Annotated in this window: 5 protein-coding genes; all 5 read left to right on the top strand. The window is 77.0% G+C overall.

Annotation, left to right across the window (positions count from 1 at the left end):
• The first annotated feature begins 17 nt into the window (after positions 1-17).
• Positions 18-5,576, top strand: coding sequence for a type I polyketide synthase (locus IE332_RS23045; protein WP_189919599.1), 5,559 nt, complete (start codon positions 18-20; stop codon positions 5,574-5,576).
• On the top strand, positions 5,573-8,701 hold the full coding sequence (locus IE332_RS23040; protein ID WP_189919596.1) for a non-ribosomal peptide synthetase: 3,129 nt from the start codon (positions 5,573-5,575) through the stop codon (positions 8,699-8,701). The genes IE332_RS23045 and IE332_RS23040 overlap by 4 nt, the downstream gene beginning before the upstream one ends.
• Positions 8,702-8,773: 72 nt before the next feature.
• Positions 8,774-10,612, top strand: a complete 1,839-nt coding sequence (locus tag IE332_RS23035) for a non-ribosomal peptide synthetase (protein WP_189919594.1) — start codon at positions 8,774-8,776, stop codon at positions 10,610-10,612.
• Positions 10,609-11,811 carry an argininosuccinate synthase-related protein gene (locus IE332_RS23030; protein WP_189919592.1) on the top strand — a complete coding sequence of 401 codons (1,203 nt, stop codon included), beginning with the start codon at positions 10,609-10,611 and terminating at the stop codon, positions 11,809-11,811. Before IE332_RS23035 ends, IE332_RS23030 begins: the two co-directional genes overlap by 4 nt.
• 2 nt (positions 11,812-11,813) lie before the next feature.
• Positions 11,814-13,121 (top strand): ATP-grasp domain-containing protein, encoded by a 1,308-nt coding sequence (locus IE332_RS23025; RefSeq protein ID WP_189919590.1) that lies wholly within the window; start codon positions 11,814-11,816, stop codon positions 13,119-13,121.
• Positions 13,122-13,136 lie beyond the last annotated feature (15 nt).

Genomic DNA, 13,136 nt, shown 5'->3' with positions numbered 1-13,136 from the left:
CGTAAGGAGAAAGCCCGATGTCCACCCACGCCCCCGGGGCCCCGGCCGCCGCGCCGCCGGACCTGCCGGACGCGATCGCCGTCACCGGCCTCGCCTGCCGGTTCCCCGGCGCCCCCGACGCCGGGACGTTCTGGGCCAACCTGGTCGCGGGCCGGGAGAGCATCACCTTCCGCGGTCCCGAGGAGCTGGCCGCCCTGGGCGTGCCGGCCGAGCGGCTGGCCGACCCCCGGTTCGTCGGGGCGGGCGGCGTGCTGGAGGGCCTGGCCGAGTTCGACGCCGAGTACTTCGGCATCCCGCCCCGGGACGCCGAACTGATGGACCCCCAGCACCGGCTGTTCCTGCAGTGCGCGGTGACCGCGCTCGAGGACGCCGGGCAGGCCACCGACCGGGTCGAGGGCGGGGTGGGCGTCTACGCCTCGGCCGGCTTCAACTCCTACCTGTCGCACCACCTGCTGCCCCGCGCGGCGCACCTGGCCGACCGGGCCGAGGTCCAGTGGCTGGCCGCGGGCGACAAGGACTACCTCGCCACCCAGACCTCGTACCGGCTCGGCCTGACCGGCCCGAGCCTGAGCGTGCAGAGCGCCTGCTCCTCCGCCCTGGTCGCGGTCCACCTGGCCGCCGAGGCGCTGCTGAGCGGCGAGTGCGACGTGGCGCTGGCCGGCGCCGTCTCCGCCGGGGTCGGCCAGGGGCTGGGCTACCTGCACGCCGAGGGCGGGATCCTCTCCGCCGACGGGCACTGCCGTCCGTTCGACGCCTCGGCGACCGGCACGGTGTTCGGCAGCGGTGTCGGCGTGGTGGTGCTGAAGCGGCTGGCCGACGCGGTCGCCGACGGCGACACCGTCCGGGCCGTGCTGCTCGGTTCGGCGGTCAACAACGACGGAAACCGCAAGGTCGGCTTCACCGCGCCGAGCCTGGACGGCCAGGTCCGGGTCATCGCGGCGGCCCAGTCGGTGGCCGGGGTCACCCCCGGCGAGGTGTCCTGCCTGGAGGCGCACGGCACCGGCACCGCGCTCGGCGACCGGATCGAACTCGCCGCGCTGGCCCGGGTGTTCGGCGAGGCGCCGGACTCCCGCCGGGTGCTCGGCGCGGTCAAGTCGAACGTCGGCCACCTGGACACCTGCGCCGGGATGGCCGGACTGATCAAGACGGTCCTCGCACTGCAGCACCGCACGCTGCTGCCGACCGTCCACTTCGAGACCCCCAGCCCCGAGCTGGACCCGGGCCTGTTCCGGGTGCTGACCGCGGCCGAGCCGTGGCCCGGCCACGACGGCGCCCGGATCGCCGGGGTCAGCTCCTTCGGCATCGGCGGCACCAACGCCCACCTGGTCCTCCAGGACGCCCCGCCGCTGCCGGCCGCGCCCGCCGGACCGGCGGACGGCTGGGAGCTGCTGCCGGTGTCCGCCCGCACCGAACCGGCCCTCGACCGGGCCACCGAACGGCTCGGCGCGGCGCTGGCCGCACCCGGGGCGCCCGCGGCGGCCGACGCCGCGTTCACCCTGCAGACCGGCCGCCGGCCCCACCCCTGGCGGCGCACCGTCCTGGCCGGGCCCGGGCGGCAGGACGTGCGCTCCCGGCCCGTCCGGGCCGCCGCCACCGGCCACGGGGTCGCCTTCCTCTACCCCGGGCAGGGCGCCGGCCGCCCGGGCATGGCCGCCGAGCCGTACCGCGCCGAGCCGGTCTTCCGGGCCGCGCTGGACCGCTGCCTGGACGCCCTGTCCCGGTGGACGGCCGCGCCGCTGCGCGCGCTGCTGCTCGACCCGGCCCACCCGGACCTGTTCGACCGGACCGAGGTCGCCCAGCCCGCCCTGTTCGCCGTGGAGCACGCGCTCACCGCGTGGTGGACGGCGCTCGGCGTCCGGCCGCTCGCGCTGGCCGGGCACAGCGTCGGCGAGTTCGCGGCCGCCTGCGCCGCCGGGGTCTTCGAACTGGACGGCGCCGCCCGGCTGGTGGCCGAACGCGGCCGGCTGATGGGCACCATGGCGCCCGGCGCGATGCTCGCCGTCCCGCTGCCCGAGCAGGAGCTGCGCGCACTGCTGGACGACCCGGACGGCCCGGAGCTGGCAGCCGTGAACGCGCCCGACCGCTGCGTCGTGGCCGGCGCCCCCGAGGCGGTGGCGCGGCTGGCCGAGCGGCTGACCGCGCGCGGCGTCGCGGCCCGGCCGCTGGCGGTCCGGCACGCCTTCCACTCCCGGGACGCCGAGCCGCTGCTGGCGGAGTTCGCCCGACTGGTGGCCACCGTGCCGGTCCAGGCGCCCGCGCTGCCGGTCGTCTCCGGCCTGACCGGGCGTGAACTGACCGCCGAGGAGGCAAGGTCGCCGGAGTACTGGGCGCGCCAGCTGCGGCACACCGTCCGGTTCGCCGACGCGCTGGCCGCGCTGCCGGGGGACGGCCCGCTGCTGGAGCTCGGCCCCGGCCGGGGCCTGACCGGGTTCGCGGTCCGGACCCTGGGCACCGGCCGGGCGGCCCTGCCGTCGTTGGCCCTGCCGTCGTTGGCCCTGCCGTCGTTGGCCCTGCCGTCGCCCGGCCTGCCCTCGCCCGGCCTGCTCTCGGCGGACGGCGCCGAGGCCGGCCAGCCGCCGGCCCGGCTCACCGCGCTGGCCCGGCTGTGGGAGCGGGGCACCGAGGTCGACTGGTCCGCCCTCGGCGAGCGGGCCGGGCGCCGGCACGTCTCGCTGCCGGGCTACCCGTTCGAGCCGGTCCGGCACTGGTTCGAGCCCACCGAGCCCGCCGAGCCCGCCGTCTCCACCCCGCCCGTCGCGCCGGTCGCCTCCGCCGTCCCGGCCCCGGCCGACGCCGACGACGTGGACCCCTGGCTGCACGTGCTGAACTGGACCGCCGCCCTCCCGCCGGCCGGCACCGGGCCCGTCCCCCGCTCGGTGCTGCTGCTCGCCGACCGCGCCGGGCTCGCCGCGCCGGTCGCCGAGCGGCTCACCGCCGCCGGTGCCGAGGTCACGCTGGTCCATGCGGGCCGTCCGGACGGCACCGGGTTCACCCTCGACCCCGACGACCCCGACCACCCCGACGCCTTCCCCGCGCTGGCCGCCGCCCTGGCCGGTCGCGGCACCCCGCCGGACGCCGTGGTCTCCTGCTGGGCCCTGGACGACCCGCCGCTGGAGCGGGCCACCCCGGCCGAGGCGGCCGACGGCGCCCTGCGCTCGCTGACCGTCCCGGTCCGGCTGGCCCGGGCCCTGGGCGAGGCGTTCCCCGGCCGACCGCTGCGGATGCTGCTGGTCACCGACGCCGCGCACGGGGTGCACGGGCAGCCCGCCCGCACCCCGCAGGCCGCTGTCGGGCTCGGCGCGGTCCGGGTGCTGCCGCAGGAGGTGCCCGGTCTCACCGCGCAGGCGCTCGACCTCGACTGCCCGTCCCGGGAGCCCGCCGAACTGGCGCTCGCCGCCGAGGCCGTGGTGGCGCAGCTGTGCTCCGAGTACGCCCCGGCGCCGCTGACGGCGGTCCGCGGCCGGGCGCACCTGGTGCCCGCCCCGGACCGGCCGGTGCTCACCGACCCGTCCGCGCCGCCGTCCGCCCCGCCGTCCGGCGTGTGGCTGGTCACCGGCGGCCTCGGCGGCATCGGCCTGGCCGTGGCCGGCCGGCTCGCCGGGGACCCGGAGCGGACCCTGGTCCTGCTCACCCGGCGCCAGATCCCGGACGGGGACGGCTGGCGGAGCCTGCGCCCCTCCGGCGCCGCGCCCGCCGCGAGCTGCCCGCCGGAGCTGGCCGAGGCCCTCGCCGGGCTGACTGCGCACGGCGCCCGGCTCTGCCTCGTCCAGGCCGACGTCACCGACGAGGCGGCGCTGGCCGCCGCGCTCGGGGAGGTCCGGGCCGCGTACGGTCCGGTCGCCGGGGTGGTGCACGCCGCCGGGGTGCCCGGTGGCGGGGTCACCGCCCTGCGGGACGCCGCCGAGATGGCCCGGGTGCTCGCCCCCAAGGTGCTGGGCACCGTCCTGCTGGAGCGGCTGACCGCCGCCGACCGGCCGGTGCTGGTGCTCTGCTCCTCGGCGCTGGCGGTCACCGGCGCGGTCGGCCAGGCCGACTACACCGGGGCCAACGCCTTCCTGGACAGCTTCGCCACCGGCACCCGGGCGGCGGTGTCGATCGGCTGGGACCGCTGGTCGCAGACCGGCATGGCCGTCCGCTCCGGCCTGCACGACTGGCTCGACGGCGGCGAGGTGCTCGACCACCCGCTGTTCGACGCCCGCCGCACCGAGCCGGACGGCACGGTGGAGCTGCGGCTGCGCGGCACGGAGCAGACCCGCTGGCCGGCCGAGGAGCACCGGATCGGCGACGTCCCGGTCCTGCCCGGCACCGCGCTGCTCGAACTCGCCGTCGCCGGGCACCGGTTGGCCGTCGGGGACGGTCCGGTCGAGCTGGACGCGGTCTTCACCCACCCGCTGCGGATGCCCGCCGACCGGCCGCCGCTGGTCACCCTGCGGCTGCGTCCGGCGCCCGACGGCGGGCACCTGTGGGAGGTCCGCTCCAGCGCCGCGCCCGCCCGGCCGCACGCCCAGGGCCGGATCGCGCCCCACCGCGGCGACGCCCCCGAGCTCCTCGACGCGGACGGGCTGGCGGCCCGCTGCGCGCCGGTCGCCCCGGCCACCGGGGACCAGCCCGGCGGAGCCAGCGGGCTGCGCACCGGGCCGCGCTGGGAGAGCGTCACCGAGGTCCGCGAGAACGAGGCCGACGGCGAGGCGATGCTGCGGCTGCGCCTGCCCGAGCCGTTCCACGGCGACCTGGCCGCGCACCCGCTGCACCCCGCGCTGCTGGACACCGCCACCGGCGCCGTCACCGCCCGTACCGGCAGCCACCTGCCGGTGGCCTACCGCCGCCTGGTGGTGCTCGGCCCGCTCGGGCCCGACGCCACCGTCCGGGTCCGGCGCCGCCCCGGTGCGGCCGGCGGCACGCTGGTCGTCGACGTGGTCGTCGCCGGTCCGGACGGCACGCCGAGCGTGCTCGTCGAAGGCTTCGTCCTGCGCCCGGCCCCGGCGCACGGCCCGGACAGCGCGGGGGCACCGGCCGGCGGGGCCGAGCAGGGCGGGATCCCGACCCGCGAGGGCCTGCTGGCGTTCGACCGGATCCTGGCCAACCGTCACCTCCCGCACGTCCTGGTCAGCCCCCGCGCGGCCGGGCACACCCCGCCAACCTCCGCCACCGTGGCCGCGCCGCCGGAGGCCGGACCGGCCGGCCTCGAGGAGCTGGAGGAGCGGATCGCCGCGGTCTGGTCCCGCCTGCTGGGCGTCCCGGACATCGGCCCCGAGGACAGCCTCTTCGAGCTCGGCGGCGACTCGCTGCTGATCGTCCAGATCACCGGCGAGCTCCAGCGGCTCGGACTGGCCGTCTCCCCCGGCGACCTCTTCGCCCACCCCACCGTCGGGCAGCTCGCCGCCCGGCTCCGCGCGGACCGCGAACCGGCCGCCGGGCCCGCGCCCGACACCACCGCCCCGCCCACCGCACCCGCCGGCCCCGACCCGGCCCCGCCGCAGGAGCCGCGCGAGGCCTTTGCGGACGCCGACCTCGGCGCAGACGACCTGGCCCGGGTACTCGCCCTGTTCCGGTCAGGAGAGGACAGCAAAAAGTGAACGACATCGAGGACATCTACCCCCTCTCGCCCACCCAGGAGGGGATGCTCTACCACAGCACCACCTCCCCCGAGCACGGCCTGTACGTCGAGCTGACCACCTTCCGGGTGCGCGGCGAGCTGGACCGGGCCCTGCTGGGCGCGGCCTGGCAGCGGGCGATCGCCCGGCACCCGGTGCTGCGCACGGCCTTCGTCCGGGAGCGGATCCGCACCCCGCACCAGGTGGTGCTGCCGAAGGCCGAGCTGCCGATCGAGTTCCGCGACCTGACCGGCCTGGACGAGGCGGCCCGCGAGGCGGCCGTCGCCGAGGAGCTGGAGCGGCGCGCCCGCGAGCGCTTCGACCTGACCCGGCCGCCGCTGATGCGGCTGCTGGTGCTGCGCCTGCCCGGGGAGCACCTGGTGGTGTGGACGTACCACCACCTGCTGCTGGACGGCTGGTCCGCCGCGCTGCTGCTGGCCGAGGTGACCGCCGGGCTCTCGGCCGGCACCGCCGAGCTGCCCGCGCCGCCCGCCTTCCGCGACTACATCGCCTGGCTGGGCCGTCAGGAGCCGGAGCGCGACCGGGCGTTCTGGACGGGCTACCTGGCCGGCTACCGCGAGCCGGCGGCGCTGAGCCTGCCCGGGACGCGTCCGGGTGCCAAGCCGTCCGGCGGGTTCCACACCGTACGGGCCGAGCTGCCCGCCGCGGCCCTCGGCGCGCTCCGGCGGCTGGCGGCCGCCGGCGCCACCACGCTCAGCGGCCTGGTCGAGGCCGCCTGGGCGGGCACGGTCGCCCGCCACTCCGGCCGCGACGACGTGGTGGTCGGGGTGACCGTCTCCGGGCGTCCGGTCGGCCTGGACCGGGTCGAGCAGATGCTCGGGATGTTCATCAACACGGTCCCGGTGCGGGTGCGGATCGACCGGGAGCTGCCCGGCGACGCCTGGCTGGCCCGGCACGCCGCCACCCGCCACCCGGTGCTGGACCACCAGCACACCGCGCTGACCGACATCCAGCGCTGGGCCGAGACGGCCCCCGGCGTACCGCTCTTCGACACCGTCGTGGTGGTCGAGAACTACCCGGACCGGACCGAGGCGGTGCTCTCCCACGGCGCGGTCACGGTGGACGACGTCCGCTACGAGACCCGGACCAACTACCCGGTCACCCTGGTCGTCCGGGCCGCCGCCGAGATGCAGCTGCAGGCCGTGGTGGACACCGGCCGGATCACCCCGGACGAGGCCCGGGCGCTGCTCGACCACGTCGTCGCGGTGCTCACCCGCTTCGCCGCCGAGCCGGGCCGCCCGGTCGGGGAGCTGCTGGCCGTGCCCGAGGAGGTCCGCGCCCGACAGCTCGACACCTGGAACGGCAGCGAAATCGACCGCACCGAGCCGGCCGCGCTGCTGGCCGCTCTGATCGACGGGGCGGTCCGTACCCGGCCCGATCACCCGGCCGTGGTCGACCAGCAGAACCGGTACGGCTACCGGGAGTTGGACCTGCGCGCCGACGCGCTGGCCCGCCGGCTGGCCGAGCACGGGGTGCGCCCGGGCGACCGGGTGGGCATCTGCCTGGCTCGGGGCGCCGACCTGGTCACCGCGATGCTGGCGGTCGCCCGGGCCGGGGCCGCGTTCGTCCCGCTCGACCCGGCCCACCCGGCGGAGCGGATCGCCCTGGTCCTGGCGGACGCCGAACCGGCCGTGGTGCTGGTCGACGCCACCGGCGCGCCCGCGACGGCCGGCTGGGCGGGCACCGTCCTCGACCTCACCGTCCTCGACCTCACCGGCACCGCCGACGGCACCGAAGCCGCCACCGAACTCCCCGGCGCCCAGCCGGACGGCCTCGCCTACCTGATGTTCACCTCCGGCTCCACCGGCCGCCCCAAGGGCGTCGCCGTCGGCCACCGGGCGCTGGCGAACCTGGTGGACAGCCTGGCCCGCCGCCACCCGGGCCTGGACGCCGACACCCGCTTCCTCGCCCTCACCACGCTCGGCTTCGACACCTCGCTGGCCGAGCTGCTGGTGCCGCTCGCGGTCGGCGGCACCGTCCACGTCGGCGGCCAGGCCCTCGGGCTGAGCGGCCGCGAGCTGGACCGCTACACCGTCGAACACGGCATCACCGCGCTCCAGGCCACCCCCTCCCGCTACCGGGCGCTGCTGGACTCCGGCTGGCAGGGCGCCGGCCGGCCCCGGCTCTACAGCTGCGGCGAGGCCTTCCCGGCGGACCTGGCCGCTCCGCTGGCCGAGCGCGGCTCCTCGGTGTGGAACATGTACGGCCCGACCGAGACCACGGTGTACTCCAGCGTCGAGCCGATCACCGCCGGCACCACCCGGGTCACCGTCGGCCGGCCGATCTCCAACACCGTGCTGCACGTGCTGGACACCGTCGACGGCGCCCTGCTGCCGGTCGGCTGCGTCGGCGAGCTGTGCATCGGCGGCGACGGCGTGGCCCAGGGCTACTGGCGCCGCCCCGGACTGACGGCGGAGCGGTTCGTCACCGACCCGTTCACCGGCGGCCGGATGTACCGCACCGGCGACCACGCCCGCCGCCTGCCCGACGGCAGGGTCGAACTGCTCGGCCGGATGGACCGTCAGCTCAAGCTGCGCGGCTACCGGATCGAGCCCGGCGAGATCGAGCAGGTGCTGCTCGCCCTGCCCGCGGTGGCCGGCGCCGCGGTCGCCGTCCGGGAGGGCCGGCTGGTCGCCTGGGTGGTGCCCGCCGACCGGGACGCCGCGCCGGACGCCCCCGGGCTCCAGGCCGAGCTGCGCCGCACGCTGCCCTCGTACATGGTCCCCGAGGCGGTCGCCGTCCTCGCCGAGCTGCCGCTCACCCCGGCCGGCAAGACCGACCTGCTCGCCCTGCCCACCCCGGCGCAGTTCGCCGCCGAGGCCGCGCCGGCCGCCCGGCCCGCCGGCGCCGCGGACCACGAGGCGCTGGTGACCCGGCTGTTCCGCGAGGTCCTGGCCCTGCCGGAGGTCGGTCCGGACGACGACTTCTTCGAGCTGGGCGGCGACTCGCTGCGCGCCCTGCGGCTGGTCTCCCGGCTGGAGGCGGAACTCGCGTGCGAGCTCGACATCGAGCTGCTCTTCGACGCCGCCACCGTCCGCGAGCTGACCGCGGCCCTCGGCGAGGCCCTCGGCGCCACCGGCCAGTGACCCGACCGGCGTCCCGGCCGGCCCCGGCCGGGACGCCCCCGCACCAACCACACCGATTGGACATGAACCGCCATGGCTAGCACAACGGCCACCCTCCTCGACGACGGCGCACGCCGCCTCGACACCCTGCTGCTGTCCCGGTGGGACGCCGACCCGGCGCACCCCGCCCTGGTCGACGGCGACCGGGTGCTGCTCGCGGGCGAGCTCAGGGACCGGACCGTACGGGTCGCCTCGCTGCTGCGGGAGCGGGGCGTGCGCCCGGGCGAGCGGGTCGCGGTCTACCTGGAGCGCTCGGCCGACTTCGTGATCGGCGTGACCGGCGTCGTCCTGGCCGGCGCCGCCCAGGTCGCCTTCGACGTCAACGACCCGGTGGCCCGCACCCTCGACATGCTGGCCGACTGCGAGCCCCGGCTGCTCATCACCACCCCCGAGCTGCGCGCCCGCTTCCCCGAGGACCTCGCCACCGAGGTGGTCACCGTCGCCGAGTGCGCGGCCGCCGAACCGGCCGTCCCCTTCGAGCCCGCGGCCGACCTCGCCGAGCAGCCCGCCGTGGTCATCTACACCTCCGGCTCCACCGGCCGCCCCAAGGCCTCGCTGATCCCGCACCGCGCGGTGACCACCCGGCTGCGGGCCCTGCAGCGCGGCCACGGGCTCGGCCCGGACGACCGGATGCTGCACCACACCGCCTGCAGCTTCGACATGTTCCTGATCGAGGTGTACTGGCCGCTGATCACCGGCACCACCGTGGTCGTCGCCACCCCGGGCCGCCAGCGCGACGCCGACTACCTCGCCGAGACCATCCGCTCGGAGCGGATCAGCGTCTTCTACTGCGTGGTCTCGCTGCTGGAGCTGTTCCTGCTGGCCCGCGGCCCCGAGGAGCGCTTCGACGGCCTGCGGCGCGTCCTCACCGGCGGCGAGCCGCTCGCCCCCGAGCTGGTCCGCCGCTTCCACGCGCAGTCCACCGCGCCGCTCACCAACCTGTACGGGCCGAGCGAGTGCACCATCTACTGCACCGCCTGGGTGCCCCCGCGCGACCCGGACCTCGACACCGTCTACATCGGCCCGGCGATCGAGGACACCACGCTGTGGATCCTGGACGAGGACGGCAGGCCCGTCCCGGACGGCGAGCCCGGCGAGCTCTACATCGGCGGCGCGGGCCTGGCCCTCGGCTACCTCAACCGCCCCGAGCTCACCGCCGAACGCTTCGTCCCGGACCACCTCGGCGACGGCTCCGGCCCGCTCTACCGCTCGGGCGACCTGGTGCGCACCCACCCGGTCGGCGGCCTGGAGTTCCTCGGCCGGGTCGACCTCCAGGTGAAGATCCGCGGCTACCGGATCGAACTCGGCGAGATCGAGTCGGCCGCCCTGCGCGTCCCCGGGGTCCGGCAGGCGGCCGCGGTCGCCCACGGCCGGGGCAGCGACGCCCGGCTGGTCGGCTTCCTGGTGCTCGACGAGGGCGCCGAGCCGGCCGCCGTCACCGCCGCCGTGCGCGAGACGCTGCGCGCCGCGCTGCCCTCGTACATGGTCCCGGCGGCCTTCACCACCCTGGCGGCCATGCCGCTGACCGCCAACGGCAAGCTGGACCGCGCCCTGCTGACCGAGCGGGCCGGGGAGGTGCTGCCCACCGCCGGCACCTCCGCCGCGAGCAGCGACACCGCGAGCACCAGCGGCGACAGCCTGGCCGAGGTGGTCACCGGGGTGTGGTGCGAGGTCCTCGGACTGCCCGCGATCGACCCCGACGACGACTTCTTCGACATCGGCGGCGACTCCTTCAAGGTGGTGCGCGCCGTCCGGAAGCTGGAGGCGCTGCTCGGCGCCGAGGTCCCGATGGACCTCGCCTTCGACGAGCCCACGGTGGCGGGCTTCACCGCCGCCCTGGCCGGGCACGGGGTGGAGGTGGCGGCGCGATGACCGCCCAGGTCCTGCGTTCCTTCGGCGAGCTCGACGCCATCGCCCGCGACCCGTCCGCCCCGATCGTCACCCTGTTCAGCGGCGGGCTGGACAGCAGCTACCTGCTGCACCGGCTCGTCCGCTCCGGCGCCCGCGAGGTCCACGCGGTCAGCGTCGACCTCGGCGAGGACGAGAGCAGCGAGCACAAGCAGCGGATCGCCGACCGGCTCGGCATCCGGCTCCACCTGGTCGACGCCAGACGGGAGTTCGCCGAGGACTTCGTCCGCCCGGCCATCGCCGCGCACGCCGTCTACCTCGACACCCACCCCGTCAGCTCCACGCTCAGCCGCCCGCTGATCGCCGAGGTCGCCGTCCGCACCGCCCGCGAGCTCGGCGCCACCACGGTCCTGCACACCGCCAACCGCTCCCAGAACACCCTGCGCCGGCTCAACGGCGCGCTGGAGCTGCTCGGCTTCGCCGGGCGCTACGGCAGCCCGTACGACCTGGACCCGGTGGACCGGGACCAGAAGATGCGCGAGCTCAAGGAGGCCGGGCTGGAGCAGCTGAGCGAACGGCTGGTCAGCGGCGACTCCAACCTGTGGTGCCGGGAGTTCGAGTCGGGGATCCTCGACGACCCCGAGGACCACGCCGTGCCCGAGGAGCTCTACCGGTGGAGCTCGCTGCGCCCCGCCGAGGCCCCGGAGGCCGTCGAGGTCGCCTTCGAGGCCGGCCGCCCGGTCGCGGTGGACGGCCGGGCGCTGCCGCTCACCGAGCTGATCGGCACCCTGAACCACCTGGTCGGCGCCCACGGACTGGGCCGCTACAGCGGGCTCGAACACCTGGGCCACGGGCCGAAGGTGCTGGAGATCCGCGAGATGCCCGCCGCCTGGCTGCTGCTGCGCTCCTGCCGCCACCTGGAGACGGCCACCCTCTCGGCCGAACTGCTGCGGGAGAAGATGCACCAGGAGCAGCTGTGGGTGCGCGAGGCCCTGGAGGGCCGCTGGTTCGGTGAACTGCGCGAGGCCGCCCAGGCGTTCATCGAGGTCTGCTCGGCGCGGGTGACCGGTTCGGTGCGCTGGCGGCTGTCGGCCGGCTCCGCCCAGACCCGGGCGATCGTCGCCGACCGGCCCCGCTACCTGCGCGACCGCGAGGCCTGGGAGCACCGGTCCGTCGCCGCCGAGCGGGCGGCGTTCACCCCGATCCGGCCGCAGGAGCGCTGACCATGGCCCCTTCCGATCCGCAGGACCACCCCGCCTCCGCCGCCGAGGCACCGCCCGTCCTCCTGGTCGTCTACGGCCGGGGCTCGGCGACCCCGCGCGGGATCCTCACCGCCGCCCGGCGGTTGTGCACGGTGGTGTTCTTCGCCGACCTCGGCGACCCGAAGGCGGCCGAGGACCTGGCCCGGCTGCCGAAGTCGGCCACCGTGGTGGACACGGCCGGCCTCACCGAGCGGCAACTGTGCGACCGCGCGGCCGAGTTCGGCATCGCGGGGGTGATCACCTTCAGCGACCGGCTGCTCCGTACGGCCGCGGCGGTGGCCGAGCGGTGCGGCGTGCCGTTCCACGACCGCGCCACCGTGGAGGTACTGGTCGACAAGTTCCGCCAGCGCGAGGCACTGGCGGCGGCCGGGGTGCAGTCCACCGCCTGCCGGACGGTCCGCTCCGCCGCCGACCTCGCCCCGGCGCTCGCCGCCACCGGCCTGCCGGCCGTCCTCAAGCCCCGCTCGGGGGCCGGCAGCGTGGACACCTGCCTGGTCCGCAGCGCCGGTGAACTGGCCGACCGCTACGCCGAGTTCACCCGGGGCGCGGCGGATCCCGCGGTGTTCGTGCTGGAGGAGTACCTGGTCGGCGACCCCACCGTGGTGGGGGAGTTCTGGGGCGACTACGTCTCGGTCGAGTCCGCGGTCAGGGACGGCGAGATCCACACCGTCGCGGTCACCGGCAAGCTGCCGCTGGCCCACCCCTTCCGGGAGACCGGCTACTTCACCCCCGCCCTGCTCCCGGACGGCCTGGCCGAGCAGGTCGTGGCCCTGGAGCAGAGCGCGCTGCGGGCCCTCGGCGTCCGCGAGGGCGTCACCCACACCGAGATCAAGTTCACCCCTGACGGCCCCCGGCTGATCGAGGTCAACGGCCGCCTCGGCGGGCACGTCTCGGACGTCCTCAAGCGCTCCGCCGGGACGGACCTGCTCGCCCTCGCCCTCCGGACCGCCCTCCGGCCCGTCCTCGGCGCGTTCGACCCGCCCGAGCCGGTGCTCGGCCCCGGCGCGCACTGCCCCGCCGTGGCGTTCCAGTACTTCCTCTCCCCGCCCGCCGACGGGCTCGCCCCCGGCGACGGCGAGCTGCTCGACGACCTCCTGGCCGTCCCCGGGGTGGACCTGGTGGACGCCCGGATCGACCCGTCCTGGCGGGCCGACTGGCGGGCCGGCACCGAGTGGCTGATCGGCACCGTCTACGGCTCCACGGCCGGGCACGCCGAACTCCGCACCACCATGACGGACATCCACCGCCGGATGGCCGGCTTCTGGGCCTGACACCCCGGGCGCTCC

This window comes from Kitasatospora xanthocidica, from assembly GCF_014656195.1.
GTDB lineage: Bacteria > Actinomycetota > Actinomycetes > Streptomycetales > Streptomycetaceae > Kitasatospora > Kitasatospora xanthocidica.
This window is presented reverse-complemented; position numbering and strand designations above follow the sequence as displayed.

Excerpts from the sequence above, each read along its gene's own strand:
- IE332_RS23045 (WP_189919599.1), top strand. The coding sequence starts at position 18 with ATGTCCACCCACGCCCCCGGGGCCCCGGCCGCCGCGCCGCCGGACCTG.
- IE332_RS23035 (WP_189919594.1), top strand. The coding sequence starts at position 8,774 with ATGGCTAGCACAACGGCCACCCTCCTCGACGACGGCGCACGCCGCCTC.
- IE332_RS23030 (WP_189919592.1), top strand. The coding sequence starts at position 10,609 with ATGACCGCCCAGGTCCTGCGTTCCTTCGGCGAGCTCGACGCCATCGCC.
- IE332_RS23025 (WP_189919590.1), top strand. The coding sequence starts at position 11,814 with ATGGCCCCTTCCGATCCGCAGGACCACCCCGCCTCCGCCGCCGAGGCA.